Annotated in this window: 17 protein-coding genes; 4 read left to right on the plus strand and 13 right to left on the minus strand. The window is 67.5% G+C overall.

The genetic code is table 11. The features are described 5' to 3' along the window. The 3 genes from SLW56_RS10000 to SLW56_RS10010 all read left to right on the plus strand — a co-directional run bounded on the left by SLW56_RS10000 (position 1) and on the right by SLW56_RS10010 (position 4,013). A complete protein-coding gene (locus SLW56_RS10000; protein ID WP_267121419.1) occupies positions 1–1,221 on the plus strand; it encodes an FtsX-like permease family protein in 1,221 nt (406 codons plus the stop codon). A gap of 102 nt (positions 1,222–1,323) precedes the next feature. Further along, complete coding sequence (locus tag SLW56_RS10005; protein WP_017910303.1) at positions 1,324–2,661, plus strand: sigma-54 dependent transcriptional regulator; 1,338 nt, start codon at positions 1,324–1,326, stop codon at positions 2,659–2,661. Then, a complete protein-coding gene (locus SLW56_RS10010; protein ID WP_320694789.1) occupies positions 2,658–4,013 on the plus strand; it encodes a HAMP domain-containing sensor histidine kinase in 1,356 nt (451 codons plus the stop codon). The genes SLW56_RS10005 and SLW56_RS10010 overlap by 4 nt, the downstream gene beginning before the upstream one ends. Positions 4,014–4,185: 172 nt before the next feature. Here the strand turns inward: SLW56_RS10010 and SLW56_RS10015 are convergent, their stop codons facing one another. The 3 genes from SLW56_RS10015 to glmU form a co-directional block, all read right to left on the minus strand. Further along, the gene (locus SLW56_RS10015; RefSeq protein ID WP_153752204.1) at positions 4,186–4,500 is read right to left on the minus strand and encodes a hypothetical protein; all 315 of its coding nucleotides are present in this window, start codon (positions 4,498–4,500) and stop codon (positions 4,186–4,188) included. Between the two features lie 100 nt (positions 4,501–4,600). Further along, on the minus strand, positions 4,601–5,122 hold the full coding sequence (locus SLW56_RS10020; protein WP_267085206.1) for a GNAT family N-acetyltransferase: 522 nt from the start codon (positions 5,120–5,122) through the stop codon (positions 4,601–4,603). A 3-nt stretch (positions 5,123–5,125) separates the two neighbouring features. Beyond that, positions 5,126–6,493: a bifunctional UDP-N-acetylglucosamine diphosphorylase/glucosamine-1-phosphate N-acetyltransferase GlmU gene (gene glmU / locus SLW56_RS10025; protein WP_267085207.1), complete on the minus strand. Its 1,368-nt coding sequence runs from the start codon at positions 6,491–6,493 to the stop codon at positions 5,126–5,128. A 140-nt stretch (positions 6,494–6,633) separates the two neighbouring features. Between glmU and SLW56_RS10030 the strand changes: the two genes are divergently transcribed. Beyond that, positions 6,634–7,017, plus strand: coding sequence for a GtrA family protein (locus tag SLW56_RS10030; protein ID WP_026144629.1), 384 nt, complete (start codon positions 6,634–6,636; stop codon positions 7,015–7,017). Between the two features lie 347 nt (positions 7,018–7,364). Here SLW56_RS10030 and SLW56_RS10035 read toward each other — a convergent pair whose 3' ends face one another. From SLW56_RS10035 to SLW56_RS10080, 10 genes are all read right to left on the minus strand, one after another. Continuing rightward, a complete protein-coding gene (locus SLW56_RS10035; RefSeq protein WP_267085214.1) occupies positions 7,365–7,910 on the minus strand; it encodes a chorismate mutase in 546 nt (181 codons plus the stop codon). A gap of 414 nt (positions 7,911–8,324) precedes the next feature. Beyond that, positions 8,325–8,747, minus strand: coding sequence for a F0F1 ATP synthase subunit epsilon (locus tag SLW56_RS10040; RefSeq protein ID WP_017910296.1), 423 nt, complete (start codon positions 8,745–8,747; stop codon positions 8,325–8,327). Positions 8,748–8,921: 174 nt separating this feature from the next. Continuing rightward, on the minus strand, positions 8,922–10,328 hold the full coding sequence (gene atpD / locus SLW56_RS10045; protein WP_160969252.1) for a F0F1 ATP synthase subunit beta: 1,407 nt from the start codon (positions 10,326–10,328) through the stop codon (positions 8,922–8,924). A 122-nt stretch (positions 10,329–10,450) separates the two neighbouring features. After that, a complete protein-coding gene (atpG, locus tag SLW56_RS10050) occupies positions 10,451–11,314 on the minus strand; it encodes a F0F1 ATP synthase subunit gamma (RefSeq protein ID WP_048492349.1) in 864 nt (287 codons plus the stop codon). A gap of 116 nt (positions 11,315–11,430) precedes the next feature. Continuing rightward, positions 11,431–12,978, minus strand: coding sequence for a F0F1 ATP synthase subunit alpha (atpA, locus tag SLW56_RS10055; protein ID WP_026143773.1), 1,548 nt, complete (start codon positions 12,976–12,978; stop codon positions 11,431–11,433). Between the two features lie 147 nt (positions 12,979–13,125). Further along, complete coding sequence (locus tag SLW56_RS10060; protein ID WP_320694790.1) at positions 13,126–13,653, minus strand: F0F1 ATP synthase subunit delta; 528 nt, start codon at positions 13,651–13,653, stop codon at positions 13,126–13,128. Position 13,654: 1 nt separating this feature from the next. Then, positions 13,655–14,125: a F0F1 ATP synthase subunit B gene (locus SLW56_RS10065; protein ID WP_017910291.1), complete on the minus strand. Its 471-nt coding sequence runs from the start codon at positions 14,123–14,125 to the stop codon at positions 13,655–13,657. Between the two features lie 114 nt (positions 14,126–14,239). Then, complete coding sequence (atpE, locus tag SLW56_RS10070) at positions 14,240–14,539, minus strand: F0F1 ATP synthase subunit C (protein ID WP_010340497.1); 300 nt, start codon at positions 14,537–14,539, stop codon at positions 14,240–14,242. A 77-nt stretch (positions 14,540–14,616) separates the two neighbouring features. Continuing rightward, entirely contained in the window at positions 14,617–15,411 is a 795-nt protein-coding gene (gene atpB, locus SLW56_RS10075) for a F0F1 ATP synthase subunit A (protein WP_150411110.1), read from the minus strand. 26 nt (positions 15,412–15,437) lie between these two features. Continuing rightward, the gene (locus tag SLW56_RS10080) at positions 15,438–15,803 is read right to left on the minus strand and encodes an ATP synthase subunit I (RefSeq protein WP_026143249.1); all 366 of its coding nucleotides are present in this window, start codon (positions 15,801–15,803) and stop codon (positions 15,438–15,440) included. Between the last annotated feature and the right edge of the window lie 175 nt (positions 15,804–15,978).

Raw genomic sequence — 15,978 nt, forward strand, 5'->3', positions numbered from 1 at the left:
GTGTCCCTTCATCCCATTCTCTCCAGCCTGCGCAAGCACCGCGTCGCGGCCAGCCTGATCGTGCTGGAAATCGCCTTCAGCTGCGCCGTGGTCTGCAATGCGCTGTTCCTGATCGATCAGCGGCTCGAGCGCATGCACCGGCCCAGCGGCGTCGCCGAGCAGGAGCTGGTGCAGCTGCGCACCCGCAGCGTGGTCAAGGACGGCAACAGCGCCGCATTGACCCAGTCCGATCTGGATGCGCTGCGGCGCATTCCCGGCGTACGCGATGCCAGCAGCATCAACATGGCGCTGTTCGGCGATTCGATTGGCTACAGCGGCGTGTCGCTGCAGCCGGACCAGGAGCGCAGCACCCTGCATGCCGTGCACTACTTCGGCGATGCGCATCTGCTCGACACCTTGGGGCTGCGCCTGATCGCCGGACGCGGTTTCCGCGCCGACGAGTTCGTGGACGAAGCGCAGTTGACCAGCACCGTCGACAAGCGCGCGCCGCCAGCGGTGATTCTCAGCCAGGCGCTGGCGGAGCGCCTGTTCCCCGGCCGGGACGCGGTCGGCCGCAGCCTCTATGTGTTCGGCGAACATCGCGTGGTCGGCGTGGTCGAGCGCCTGGTGCAGCCGCGCGACATGGGCGCCGAGTCCCAGTACGACTTCGCCATGCTGTTCCCGGTGAACGTGGCCTCCTCCAGGAGTACCTACCTGCTGCGCGTGCGCGACCCGGCGCAACGCGAAGCGGTGCTGCGGCAGGCCAAGGCGGTGCTGCAGCACCAGGGTCCACGGCGCATGATCAGGAGCGCCAAGACCCTGGAGCAGGCGCGCGCGGACTACTACCGCAGCGACCAGGCGATGGCCTGGCTGCTGGTCGGCGTGAGCGCGGCGCTGCTGCTGGTCACCGCGCTGGGCATCGTCGGCCTGACCAGTTTCTGGGTGCAGCAGCGCACCAAGCAGATCGGCATCCGCCGTGCGCTCGGCGCCACCTGCGGGCAGATCCTGCGGCATTTCCAGTTGGAGAACTTCCTGCTCGCCAGCACCGGCATCGTGCTCGGCATGTTGCTGGCCTACGCCGCCAACCTGTACCTGATGAGCGCCTACGAGCTGCCGCGGCTGCCGCTGTGGTACCTGCCGGTCGGTGCGCTGGTGCTGTGGCTGCTCGGCCAGCTCGCCGTACTGCCGCCCGCACGCCGCGCCGCCGCGGTGCCACCGGCGGTGGCCACGCGCAGTGTCTGAGATGCCGATGCGGACAGGCACGACAAGCCGCGCGCGGGCTGCGATGATGCCGCCTGGTCCGTTTTTCTCCGCCGGCGTGTCCCGCCGCGCCCAAGGTGCACGATGCCCTGCCTGCTGATCATCGACGACAACCCCGCGGTCGCCACCGCGCTGGAAGTGCTGTTCTCCCTGCACGACATCGACACCGTCCATGCCGACAGCCCGCAGGCGGGCCTGCAGCGCCTGGGCGAGGGCGACATCGACCTGGTCCTGCAGGACATGAACTTCACCGCCGACACCACCTCCGGCGAGGAAGGCGTGGCCCTGTTCGAGGCGATCCGCACGCGCCATCCGGACCTGCCGGTGATCCTGCTGACCGCCTGGACCCAGCTCAGCAGTGCGGTGGAGCTGGTCAAGGCCGGCGCCGCCGACTACCTGGCCAAGCCCTGGGACGACCGCAAGCTGCTGACCACCGTCAACAACCTGCTGGAGCTGTCGGAGACACGACGCGAACTGGAACGCCGCCGCGACGGCGAGCGCCGCCATCGCCAGCAATTGGCGCAGCGCTACGACCTGTGCGGCGCAGTGTTCGCCGATCCCGCCAGCGAGCGCGCGATCGCCCTGGCCTGCCAAGTGGCGCGCTCGGAACTGCCGGTGCTGATCACCGGCCCCAACGGCAGCGGCAAGGAGAAGATCGCGCAGATCATCCAGGCCAACTCCTCGGTGCGGCGCGGCCCGTTCGTGGCGCTGAACTGCGGCGCGATCCCGGCCGAACTGATCGAGGCCGAACTGTTCGGCGCCGAGGCCGGCGCCTACACCGGCGCCAACAAGGTGCGCGAGGGCAAGTTCGAGGCCGCCGACGGCGGCACCCTGTTCCTGGACGAGATTGGCAACCTGTCGCTGGCCGGGCAGATGAAGCTGCTGCGGGTGCTGGAGACCGGCCGATTCGAACGGCTCGGCTCCAACCGCGAGCGGCAGGTCAAGGTGCGGGTGATCAGCGCCACCAATGCCGACCTGACCGCGATGATCCGCGACGGCAGCTTCCGCGAGGACCTGTACTACCGGCTCAACGCGGTGGAACTGTCGCTGCCGGCGCTGGCCGAGCGCCCTGGCGACATCGTGCCGCTGGCCGAACACTTCCTCTCCGGCGACAAGCCGCTGTCGGCCGGCGCCTGCCAGGCGCTGCAGCGCCACGCCTGGCCCGGCAACGTGCGCGAACTGCGCAACGTGGTGCAGCGCGCCGAACTGCTGGCCGGCGGTGCGCAGATCGAGTCCGCCGACCTCAACCTGCCCAAGCCCGCCGCGCCGCGCACGGCCGCCGCTGCCGAACCCGACCGCGAGCGCATCGTGGCCGAGCTGAGCCGTGCGCACGGCGTCATCGCCCAGGCCGCCGCGGAACTGGGCATGAGCCGGCAGGCGCTGTACCGGCGCATGGACCGCTACGGCATCCCGCGCGAATGAAACTGCGCCGCTCCTTCACCGTCATGCTGTTCCTGCGCCTGTTGCCGGTGCTGGCGCTGGCCGCCGCCCTGCCGTGGCTGCTGGCCTACTGGATGGACCGCGGCTGGGAAGTGGTCACGGCCTCGGCGCTGGCCCTGCTGCTGTTGATGTGGTGGACGCTGCGCCGCGCCACCGCGCCGATGCGCTCGCTGTTCCGCGCCCTGGCCGGCACCGTCAGCAGCTACCGCGACGGCGAATACAACTTCGGCGTGCACTGGCGCGGCGACGACGAGCTCGGCGAGATGGTCGCCGCGCACGCGCAACTGGGCGAGATCCTGCGCGAACAGCGCCAGGGCCTGGCGCAGCGCGAGCTGATGCTCGACACCATGGTGCAGAACACCCCGGTGGCGATGCTGCTCACCTCCAAGGGCGGCGACGGCCTGCGCCGCGTGGTGTTCTCCAATCTGGCCGCGCGCAAGCTGCTGCACAGCGGCTGGAAGCTGGAAGGACAGCGCCTGGACGACCTGCTGCTCGGCGTGCCGGCGCCGCTGCGCGAGGCGATCTCGCGCGGTGGCGACAGCCTGTTCGCCATCGAAGGCAGCGACGAGGATCCGGAGGAGGAGCAGATCTACCACCTGTCGCAGCGCCGCTTCCATCTCAACGGCCGCCCGCACGAACTGCTGTTGATCCGCCTGCTCACCGCCGAACTGCGCCGCCAGGAAGTGCACACCTGGAAGAAGGTGATCCGGGTGATCAGCCACGAGCTCAACAACTCGCTGGCGCCGATCGCCTCGCTGGCGCACTCCGGCGCCGAGCTGGTGCGGCGGCAGAAGGTGGAGCGGCTGGAAGAGGTGTTCGGCACCATCGAGGAACGCGCGCGGCACCTGGAAGGCTTCATCCGCGGCTACGCGCGCTTCGCCAAGCTGCCGCAGCCGCAACTGCAGACGGTGCACTGGGCGCAATTCCTGGCCGGGCTGCAGCAGCAGATTCCGTTCGCGCTGGACCTGGAGTCGCCGGACCTGCACAGCCGGGTCGATTCGGCGCAACTGCAGCAGGCCCTGCTCAACCTGGTCAAGAACGCCCACGAATCCCTGCCCGAGGGGCAGACGCCGGCCGATGGCGTGCGCGTGCGCGTGTCCACCCGCCCGGACTGGCTGCGCCTGGAAGTGCTGGACCGCGGCAGCGGCATGAACGAGGCGGTGCTGCACAACGCGTTGATGCCGTTCTACTCGACCAAGCGCAACGGCACCGGCCTGGGCCTGGCCCTGACCCGCGAGATCGTCGAAGCCCACGGCGGCCGCCTGTCGCTGCACAACCGCGACGAAGGCGGGCTGTGCGTGACGGTGCAGTTGCCGCAGGGGGAGCGGGGCTGATTTTTTTCGGGATTGGGGATTGGGGATTGAGCGCCGGGACCCGGGACCCGGGACCCGGGACCCGAAGAGCATGAGCGCACCTAGCCAAGCCGTGACCGTCGCGCTACGTTCCGCTCAAGCAAAAGCGCTGCGGTTCAGCGGCGCGCACACAGGACACGTCGGGCGCAGTGGCTCAGTAGATCGCCATGTGGTCGATCACGGCGCGATCGACGTCGGCGCAGCCCTTGACCACGATCTCGACATTGGCCTTGCTGGTGAACGCAGCCAGGGCGAGCGAATACAGTTCCTTGAAGTGGGGCGTCGCTTCGTCGCGGTAGACCTCATAGAACACACCGCCGCATTGCTGCGGAATGTCGCTATCGGCGACGACGAGGGTGAATCGATTGGATTCCGAATATAACTTGCTGACCTTTGCATGCACGCGCTCAAACGCCGGCGCCTGAAAACTCAGCAGCGTCAGCACTGACGCCACGACAAGTCGCTTCATGATCTCCCCTGGATTGGACCGTCGCGGCATCATTGCCGCGCTTCCATCTGTATACAGTATCAGCGCTACCCCGGCAGCATCGACGACCCGGCCGCGAGGCTCAGCGCGACGGCAGCGGACAACGCATCGCCACCCGCAGGTGCATCGGGAAACCGAGTGCGGCTTCCTGTCGCCAGGTCGCGCGCAACTGTGGTCCCCACTGCGCAGGCGGCAGCGCGACGAAGCCCTCGCTGGCGTAGAACGGGGCATTCCACGGCACGTCGCGCAAGGTGGTCAGCAGCATGCATTGAAAACCAGCAGCTGCCGCGGCGGCGCGCGCATGCCGCAGCAGCGCACGACCGTGGCCGCGGCGCCCGTAGCACGGATCCACGTCCATCTGTTGCACGTGGAAGCCGTCGTCCAGGCACCCGCCGAGCAGATAGCCGACGCAACGTTCGTCCTCGTCCAGCGTCACCCATAACTGCTCGCGTGCCAATCCGGCACGTAGGGCGTGCGTCTCCAACGCGTGCGCCGCGAACACGGCCTGCGCCGGATGCCCTTGCAGCAGGGCGCCGGCACGCTGCTCGATCTCCTGCAACCGCGCCAACTCCTGCGCGCGCGCCAGACGAATGCGGCCGGCCATGCCTCAGTCGCGCTTGTCTGGGCGTTTCCAGCCTTCGACGGTTTCCTGCCGCACCCGTGCCACGCTCAGCTTGCCGGCCGGCGCGCTGCGGGTGATCACCGAGCCGGCGCCGATGGTGGCGCCGTCGCCGATCTCCAGCGGCGCCACCAGCGCGCTGTTGGAGCCGACGAACACGCCATCGCCGATCACCGTCTGCGACTTGTTGACGCCGTCGTAGTTGCAGGTGATCACCCCGGCACCGACGTTGACGCCGCTGCCGATGGTCGCGTCGCCGAGGTAGGTCAGGTGATTGGCTTTGCTGCCGACGCCGAGCACCGCCTTCTTGGTCTCGACGAAGTTGCCGATGTGCACGCCGTCGGCCAGCACCGTGCCCGGGCGCAGCCGCGCGAACGGGCCGATCTGCACCGCACCCTCGGCGACCACGCCTTCCAGGTCGCAATGCGCACGCACCTCGGTACCCGGCCCCAGCACCACGTCCTTCAAGCGCACGAACGGGCCGATGCTGACGCCGTCGCCCAGTTCCACCTCGCCTTCCAGGATCACGTTGGCGTCGATGCGCACATCGTGGCCGGCGCGCACGCGGCCGCGCTGGTCCAGGCGGTTCGGGTCGATCAGTTGCACGCCCTGCTCGCACAGCGCACGCGCCGCGCGCAGTTGCCAGGCGCGTTCCAGTTGCGCCAACTGCCACGGATCGTTGGCGCCCTCGGCCTCGATCGGGTCGGCCACCAGCACCATCTCGGCCGGGGTGAACTCGGCGGCAGCGGCGGCGAACACGTCGGTCAGGTAGTACTCGCCCTGCGCGTTGTCGTTGCGCAACTGCGCCAGCCAGCGCTTCAGCGCGGTGGACTCGGCGGTGACGATGCCGGTGTTGATGGTGCGGATGCGCCGCTGCTCGTCGTCGGCATCCTTCTGCTCGACGATCGCCGCGACCTTGCCGGCGGCATCGCGCACGATGCGGCCGTAGCCCGTGGGATCCTCCGGCTCGGCCACCAGCACCGCGACGCGACCGGGCGCATGCAGCAGGCGGGTCAGAGTCTCGGCGCGGATCAGCGGCACGTCGCCGTACAGCACCAGCACCGTGGCCGCGTCGGGCACGGCCGCCATCGCCTGCTGCACCGCGTGGCCGGTGCCCAGCTGTTGCGCCTGCTCGGCCCACAGCAGGTCCGGCTGGTCGGCGAACGCCGCCAGCACCGCCTCGCCGCCGTGGCCATGGACGATGTGAATCGCGTCCGGCTGCAGTTGGCGCGCGGTCTCGATCACATGCGCCAGCATCGGCCGGCCGGCGATCGGCTGCAGCACCTTGGGCTTGGCCGACTTCATCCGCTTGCCCGCGCCGGCGGCGAGGATCACGACGTGCAGGGGCAGACTCATGGGGCGGTTCCGTTGCGGGTGGACGACGAATTCTAGAGGCTGCCGGCCACGCCTGCCGTCACGACCGCGCCACACGCGGCGGGCTGCACATCGGCGCCGCAGGCGCTAGCATGCGCGATCGTCTTCTCCTGCGGATGTTCATGGGTCTCCTGCGCCAGGGCAGCCAGTTCCTGCTGATCGGCCTGCTGCAATTGCTGGTCGACTGGAGCGTGTTCGTCGCCGCCACCGCGGCCGGCATGCCCACCGTGCCGGGCAACGTGCTGGGCCGCGTCTGCGGCGCCCTGCTCGGGTTCTGGCTCAACGGCCGCATCACCTTCGCCAGCGACGACGCCGCACGCCTGGGCTGGCGCCGCTTCGGCCGCTTCATGGCCATGTGGCTGGTGCTCACCGCACTCAGCACCTGGCTGGTGGCGCTGTGCGCCCACGCCCTGGGCCTGCGCCTGGCCTGGCTGGCCAAGCCGCTGGTCGAAGGCATGCTGGCGGTAGTGTCGTTCTTCCTGGGCCGGCAGTTGGTGTATCGCTAGCGCTGGCACGCGTGGCGGCAATCGGGCATGACCGATCTACGCGATCGGCGTCCATCGCGACGGCGGCTGAAGCGGCTCCCACACGGGTCCGGCGGATGCTGGGGGGTCGGCTGTCATGCGGCGGCGGCGCGCGAAGTGGCTTGCTCTTGATGGCGCAATGCGTCGGGACTGAAGTCCCTCCCACAGTGCATCCGGCGCGTTCGCCGCACGTTCTTGTGGGAGCGACTCTTGTCCTCTTTTGTGGGATGAGTTGCGACGAGCGCAGCCGAGACGGCCAGCATGATCGGGCCTGCAGAGCGCCAGAACGGCTCCAGTGCCGCTTCGGGCGAGCCAGCACACCGCTCGACTCAGTGGCAGAAATCGCCCAGGCTGCGCACCAGCGCGGTGCGGTGCAGTTGGTCGAGCTGCCAGCGCAGCGCATAGGCCTCGGCCGCGCGCGCGGTCGTGGCCGGGCAGTCCGGGGCCTGGCGCACCGCCGCGCTGGCCTGCAACGCGTCCAGCATCTCGCCCTGCAGCTGGTCCAGGCGCGTGCGCAGTCCGGTCAGGTCCGGGCGCGGGCTGTTGGGCGCGCGGCCGCGCAGGTGCCAGCGCGACAGCAATTCGTACTGCACCAGTTTGTTGGATTCGATCTGCATGCCGAAGAAACGCGCCGCATCGTCCGGATCCACGCCGTGGGCCTGCGCCTGATCGCGCACGCTCGCCAGCACCGCGGCCTCGCGCGTGGCATCCAGCACCGGCTTGCCGCTGTCCCACTTGCTCAGCGCCACCTGGTCGCCGATCGCGTTGCGCTCGGCGATGCGATCCAGCAGCGGCTCCAGTGGGGTGGCACTGCGTGCGGGCAATGCGCATCCCATCAACAGGGCGCCGGCCAGCACGGCGGTCAGCGCGTGCATGCAGGGACGAGGAACGGCAGCGGACAGGCTCATCTCGGTTCTCCGGTAACCGTCTGCGGGTGGGGGATGAACCGCAGATCGGGCGGCCATCTTGCCGCAGTCCACCGACCGCACGATGACCGCACCCGCGTCTTGTCGCATGCCAGCGCGGCCGAGTCAGCGACCAGCAAGCCAGCGCCGTGCGCTGCGTCGCAGTCCAGCTCGATCTCGGGCTGCGCCGCAGGAATGCGATCTTCGCGGCGATCCAATGCGCCTGCGCGTCACAGAGTGCGGCAAGCCGGATCCGCGAGGTGATCCCCCACATGCACGCGGAGGCGGCGTGCGAAGGAGACCCCCATCTCCCAGACACGACAACGCCGGCAAACGCCGGCGTCGTCGTCGCGCATGCGGCCATCAGGCCGCGGGGCGGTGAACTCAGTGCTTGAGGTTCTTGCGCAGGCGCTCCAGCGCCTGCAGCTGCGCGGTGACCTCGGCCAGCTTGGCCTGCGCCTCGGCCACGTCCATGCCTTCGCCGCGGTTGGCGAGCAGGCGCTCGGCTTCTTCCTTGGCCTTGCGCACCGACGCCTCGTCGATGTCCTGCGCGCGGATCGCGGTGTCGGCCAGGATCGTCACCACCTGCGGCTGCACCTCGAGGATGCCGCCGGAAATGGCGAAATCCAGCTGCTCGCCGCTCGCGGTGGTCACCACCACCTTGCCGGGCTTGAGCCGGGTGATCAACGGCGCGTGCTTGGGCGCGATGCCCAGCTCGCCCAGCTCGCCGGTCGCGACCACCAGGGTGGCGTCGCCGTGGTAGATCTCATGCTCGGCGCTGACGATGTCGCAACGGATGGTGCTCATGGTGCCTCACTGGGTGAGGCGGGAATCGGGAATCGGGAATCGGGAATGGGGAGAAGCAGTCTGCCTTCTCTCAACCAGTACGCGATGCATCAGATTCCAGTTGTCCCGCCTTGACGATTCTCTATTCCCGATTCCCCATTCCCGGATGCCGGCCGCCTGCGGCCGGCGTCCAGATCAGGCCTTCTCGGCCATCTTCTTGGCCTTCTCGACCGCTTCCTCGATGCCGCCGACCATGTAGAAGGCCTGCTCCGGCAGGTGGTCGTACTCGCCGTCGACGATGGCCTTGAAGCCGCGGATGGTGTCCTTCAGCGACACGTACTTGCCCGGCGAGCCGGTGAACACTTCGGCCACGTGGAACGGCTGGCTGAAGAAGCGCTCGATCTTGCGCGCGCGCGACACGGCCTGCTTGTCCTCTTCGGACAGTTCGTCCATGCCCAGGATCGCGATGATGTCCTTCAGTTCCTTGTACTTCTGCAAGGTGGACTGCACGCGGCGGGCGGTGTCGTAGTGCTCGTGGCCGATCACGTTCGGGTCCAGCTGGCGGCTGGTCGAATCGAGCGGATCCACCGCCGGGTAGATACCCAGCGAAGCGATGTTACGCGACAGCACGACGGTGGCGTCGAGGTGGGCGAAGGTGGTCGCCGGCGACGGGTCGGTCAGGTCGTCCGCGGGCACGTACACGGCCTGGATCGAGGTGATCGAGCCGGACTTGGTCGAGGTGATGCGCTCCTGCAGCACGCCCATTTCCTCGGCCAGGGTCGGCTGGTAGCCCACCGCCGACGGCATGCGGCCCAGCAGCGCCGACACTTCGGTACCGGCCAGGGTGTAGCGGTAGATGTTGTCGACGAACAGCAGCACGTCCTTGCCCTTGCCCGAGGCGTCCTTCTCGTCGCGGAAGTACTCGGCCATGGTCAGGCCGGTCAGCGCGACGCGCAGGCGGTTGCCCGGCGGCTCGTTCATCTGGCCGTACACCATCGCCACCTTGTCCAGGACGTTGGAGTCCTTCATCTCGTGGTAGAAGTCGTTGCCCTCGCGGGTACGCTCGCCCACGCCGGCGAACACGGACAGACCCGAGTGCGCCTTGGCGATGTTGTTGATCAGTTCCATCATGTTGACGGTCTTGCCGACGCCGGCGCCGCCGAACAGGCCGACCTTGCCGCCCTTGGCGAACGGGCACATCAGGTCGATGACCTTGATGCCGGTTTCCAGCAGCTCGGTGGCCGAGGACTGGTCTTCGTAGGTCGGCGCCGCGCGGTGGATTTCCCAGTGATCGCTGGCCTGCACGTCGCCGGCTTCGTCGATCGGACGGCCCAGCACGTCCATGATGCGGCCCAGCGTGCCGGCACCGACCGGCACCGAGATCGCGCGGCCGGTGTTGGTGGCGATCAGGTTGCGCTTGAGGCCGTCGGTGGAACCGAGGGCGATGGTGCGCACGATGCCGTCGCCCAGCTGCTGCTGCACTTCCAGCGTGATGGCGGTGCCTTCGACCTTCAGTGCGTCGTAAATCTTCGGCACATCGGCCCGCGCGAATTCGACGTCGACGACCGCGCCGATGATCTGAACGATCTTGCCCTGACTCATTTGGATAGCTCCACTAATGTCTATGCGAATCTGGTGTCGGGAATGGGGAAAGGGGAATCGGGAGTGGGAAGATCAAGCGCTGCTGCTTCGACCAGTCCCGTTTCTCCACTCCCCATTCCCGGCTACACAGCGGCTGCGCCGCCGACGATTTCGGAAATTTCCTGGGTGATCGCGGCCTGACGCGCCTTGTTGTAGACCAACTGCAAGGTGCTGATCAGCTTGCTGGCGTTGTCGCTGGCCGCCTTCATCGCGACCATGCGCGCCGCATGCTCGGACGCCACGTTCTCCAGCACCGCTTGGTACACCAGCGACTCGATGTAGCGCGTCATCACGTGTTCGAGCACGGTCGCGGCATCGGGTTCGTACAGGTAGTCCCAGTCGTGGTGCGCGACCTGGCTCTCGGCCGCCGGCAGCGGCAGCAGCTGGTCGAAGCTGGCCTTCTGCGTCATCGTGTTGACGAAGCGGTTGTAGACCAGATACACGCGGTCCAGCTTGCCTTCGGTGAACGCATCCAGCATCACCTTGATCACGCCGATCAGCTGCTCCACGCGCGGCAGGTCGCCGAGGTGGCTGACGCTGCCGACCATGTCCACCTTGAGCCGGCGGAAGAACACCGAGGCCTTCTGGCCGATGGTGACCACGTCCACACCCGCGCCCTGGTCCTGCCACTGGCGCACTTCGCCCAGCATCTTGCGGAACAGGTTGTTGTTCAGGCCGCCGGCCAGGCCGCGATCGGAGGAGATCACGATGTAGCCGACGCGCTTGACCGACTCGCGCTGCACCAGGAACGGATGCGTGTAATCGGTGCTGGCCTGCGCCAGATGCCCGATCACCTGCTTCATCGCCTGCGCGTACGGACGCGAGGTCTTCATCCGATCCTGCGCCTTGCGGATCTTGGAGGCCGAGACCATCTCGAGCGCGCGCGTCACCTTGCGGGTGTTCTGCACGCTCTTGATCTTGGATTTGATTTCGCGTCCGCCTGCCATGCTCTCGCTCGCTTTGCTCGCTTCGTGGGAATGGGGAATGGAGAATCGGGAATGGGCAAGCCCGGATCCCGCTCCTACGATTCCCTATTCTCTATTCCCGATTCCCGGCAACTGATTTACCAGCTGCCCGTGGTCTTGAACTCGCCGATGCCCTTCTTGAACGCGGCCTCGATGTCGCCGTTCCAGTCGCCGGTGTCGTTGACCTTGGCGATCAGCTCGCCCTGGGTGTTGGCGAAGTGGGCGTGCAGGCCCTCTTCGAACGCCAGCAGCTTGTTGACCGGCACGTCGTCGAGGTAGCCCTCGTTGACCGCGTAGATCGACAGCGCCTGGTTGGCGATGGACATCGGCATGTACTGCTTCTGCTTCATCAGCTCGGTGACGCGCTGGCCGCGCTCGAGCTGCTTGCGGGTGGCTTCGTCCAGGTCCGAGGCGAACTGCGCGAACGCCGCCAGCTCGCGGTACTGCGCCAGCGAGATGCGGATGCCGCCGGAGAGCTTCTTGATGATCTTGGTCTGCGCGGCGCCGCCGACGCGCGACACCGAGATACCGGCGTTCACCGCCGGGCGGATGCCGGCGTTGAACAGGTCGGTTTCCAGGAAGATCTGGCCGTCGGTGATCGAGATCACGTTGGTCGGCACGAACGCGGACACGTCGCCGGCCTGGGTCTCGATGATCGGCAGCGCGGTCAGCGAACCGGTCTTGCCCTTGACCTCGCCCTTGGTGAACTGCTCCACGTACTCCTCGGACACGCGCGCGGCGCGCTCCAGCAGGCGGCTGTGCAGGTAGAACACGTCGCCCGGGTAGGCTTCGCGGCCCGGCGGGCGCTTCAGCAGCAGCGAGATCTGGCGGTAGGCCACGGCCTGCTTGGACAGATCGTCGTACACGATCAGCGCGTCTTCGCCGCGGTCCATGAAGTACTCGCCCATGGTGCAGCCGGCGTAGGCGCTGATGTACTGCATCGCCGCCGACTCGGAGGCGGTCGCGGCGACCACGATGGTGTGCGCCAGCGCGCCGTTCTCTTCCAGCTTGCGCACGATGTTGGCGACGGTCGAGGCCTTCTGCCCGATCGCCACGTACACGCACTTGATGCCGGTGTTCTTCTGGTTGATCACCGCGTCGATGGCCAGCGCGGTCTTGCCGGTCTGGCGGTCGCCGATGACCAGCTCGCGCTGGCCGCGGCCGATCGGGATCATCGCGTCGACCGACTTGTAGCCGGTCTGCACCGGCTGGTCGACCGACTTGCGCCAGATCACGCCCGGCGCCACGCGCTCCACCGGCGCGGTCTGGCTGGTGCCCAGCGGGCCCTTGCCGTCGATCGGCTCGCCCAGCGCGTTGACCACGCGGCCCAGCAATTCCTTGCCGACCGGCACTTCCAGGATGCGGCCGGTGGTCTTGGCCACGTCGCCTTCGCGCAGGTTCTCGTAGTCGCCGAGCACCACGGCGCCGACCGAGTCGCGCTCCAGGTTCAGCGCCAGGGCGTAGGTGTCGTTCGGCAGTTCGATCATTTCGCCCTGCATCACGTCGGCCAGGCCGAAGATGCGCACGATGCCGTCGGACACGCTGGTGACCGTGCCTTCGTTGCGCGACTCCGCGGCCAGCTTGACCTGCTCGATGCGGTTCTTGATCAGTTCGCTGATTTCGGAGGGGTTGAGCGTGGTTGCCATCTTGGTTTCCTTCGGATCGTCCATCGCGCAGCGGCGGATGGCGACGTGTGGTTAGCTTCTTTGAGAATCGGGAATGGGGAATCGGGAATCGCGGGTGGCGTCGCCGCCGGGCCGGGTTCTCTCCTCTCTATTCGCCATTCCCGTTTCTTAGTGGGCCAGTGCGGATTGCAGACGCGACAGCTTGCCTTTCAACGAACCGTCGATGACCACGTCGCCGGCATCGATCACCGCGCCGCCGATCAGCGAAGCGTCCACCGCCGTGGTGATCTCGACCTCGCGGCCGAAGCGCTGCTTGAGCGCCACCTTCAGCGAGGCCACCTCGGCATCGCTCAGCGCCGTCGCGGAGGTCACGTTGGCCTGCACCACGCGCTCGGCCTCGGCCCGCAGCTGGTCGTACAGCCCGGCGATCTCCGGCAGCAGCGGCAGCCGCTGGCCTTCGGCCAGCAGGCTCAGGAAGCGCTGGTACTGCTCGTCGGCCGCTTCCGGCGCCAGCAGCAACACCGCCTGCTCCCGCTGCAGCAGCGGGTTGTGCAGCAGCGCGGCCACGCGCGGGTCGGCGGCGACCTGGGCGGAGAACGCCAGCGCCTGCGACCAGGGCGCGAGCTTGCCGGCGTCGCTGGCCGCGGCGAACGCGGCGCGAGCGTAGGGACGCGCCAGTGTGAGGGCCTGGCTCATCTCAGATCTCCGCCGCCAGCTCGTCGAGCAGCGCCTTGTGGGCGTTGGCGTCGATTTCGCGCTTGAGCAGCTTCTCGGCGCCGCTCACCGCCAGCAGCGACACCTGGCGACGCAGGTCTTCGCGCGCGCGGTTGGCCGCGGCGTCGATCTCGGCCTGGGCCAGTTCCTTCTGCCGGTTGGCTTCGACGATCGCCTCGTGCTTGGCCGCCTCGACGATCTGGTTGGCGCGCGCATGGGCCTGATCGATGATCTCGTTGGCCTTGATGCGGGCATCCTTCAACGCTTCGTTGACCTTTTCCTGCGCCTGCGCCAGATCCTTCTGACTGCGATCGGCGGCGGCCAGGCCTTCGGCGATCTTCTGTTGGCGCTCTTCGATGGCCTGCATCAGCGGCGGCCAGATCTTGGTCGCGACGATCCAGATCAGACCGGCGAACGCCAGCGCCTGGGCAAAGAGGGTGAGACCGATATTCATGGGGTACGCTCAGCCAATGGTGACGGGGTGGACGCGCCGCCAGCACGGCGACGCGTCCGAACCTTCATCCGTAGCGGCGGCCGCCGATGGCGACCGCACGCCGGTACGACGGGATCAACCGCCCTGCGGCAGACGCGCGACGAACTCGCCGATCATCGGGTTGGCGAACGCGAACAGCAGGCCGACCGCGACGCTGATGATGAACGCGGCGTCGATCAGGCCGGCGGTGATGAACATGCGGACCTGCAGCACCGGGATCAGTTCCGGCTGGCGCGCGGCCGATTCCAGGAACTTGCCGGCCATGATGGCCAGACCGAGGCCGGCGCCCAGCGCGGCCAGGCCGATCATGATGCCGACGGCGAGGACGGTGGAGCTCTGGACTTGGGCGAGGTTGGTCAGGACGGCGAAGTACATGGTTTTCTCCAGGAACAAAGTTGCTTGAGGATGGTGAATCGAACGAAGGGTTGCTTAGAACGCGTGAAACAGAAACGTCAGTGGCTGTCTTCCGCCAGGCTCAGGTACACGATGGACAGCATCATGAAAATGAACGCCTGCAGCGGAATCACCAGCAGGTGGAACAGCATCCAGCCGAAGCCGAACGCGCCGCCGGCCAGCGCACCGAGGATGCCGGCACCGCCCAGCACCCAGATCAGCAGGAACACGATCTCGCCGCCGAACATGTTGCCGAACAGTCGCATCGCCAGCGACACCGGCTTGCTCAGCCATTCGACGATATTGAGGATCAGGTTGAACGGCAGCATCCACTTGCCGAACGGCGCGGTGAGGAATTCCTTGGTCATCCCGCCCACGCCCTTGGAGCGCAGCGAGAAGAACAGCATCAGGAAGAACACGCTGATCGACATGCCCAGGGTGGCATTGACGTCGGCGGTGGGCACCGGCTTCCACGCATGCACACCAAGCAGTTCCAGCGGCTTGGCGATGAAGTCCGCCGGGATCATCTTGATGAGGTTCATCATCAGGATCCAGAAGAACAGGGTGATCGCGATCGGGGTCACCAGCTTGCTGGTGCCGTGGTAGGTGTCCTTGGCCTGGCGGTCGACGAACTCCAGCAGGATCTCCACGAACGCCTGCCACTTGCCGGGCACGCCGGCGGTGGCCTTGCGCGTGGCCAGCCAGAAGCCGAACACCATCAGCAGGCCCATCAGCAGCGACATCACCAGGGTGTCGACGTGCAACTGCCAGAACCCGCCTTCCTGCACCTGGAAAGTGAGGTTCTTGAGGTGGTGCTGGATGTAGGAGGTAGGGGTTAGTGCCTCGCCCGCCATGAGTCCTGAGCCTTTTCTTGATTCGATCAACGCCTGGCCAGAGCCAGAACCTGGAACATCAGCCCGACGGCGATACCCGCCAACAGGGCCAGAGGAGGCAACCGCCACCAGGCAAAGCCCAGCGCCAGCACCGCGAACACCAACACCCACTTCAGCACCATGGCCACGATCAACCGCGCCAGCGCCGAACCCGCCGCCTGCACGCCGCCATTGAGCGCGGTGCGTGCGGCCAGCCATCCCCCTGCCACGGTCGCCAGCCCGGTTGCGGCGGCGCCCATCGCGTATTTCGGTCCCAGCAGCAGGAACAGCAGGGACACCACGGCCACCGCCACCAGCGGGTAAATCGCTGCGCGCAGCATCAGCCGCCGACCCGCATCAACGGAGTTCAGCACAGAAAATCCTGCAATTGGTGGTGGATTGAGGACGTCTTCGCGTCCGTCGAGCCGCGGAATTATAGCAATGGGACAATTTGCGAGACAACCGCCAGGGGTCCTGGCCGCGTCCGAATGCCCATCCGCCCGTAGACGATAACACGGCCACCGCCCGCCGCCGGCGCCGAATGCGGCG

This window comes from Xanthomonas sp. LF07-6 (assembly GCF_034105445.1).
Classification (GTDB): Bacteria; Pseudomonadota; Gammaproteobacteria; order Xanthomonadales; family Xanthomonadaceae; genus Xanthomonas_A; species Xanthomonas_A sontii.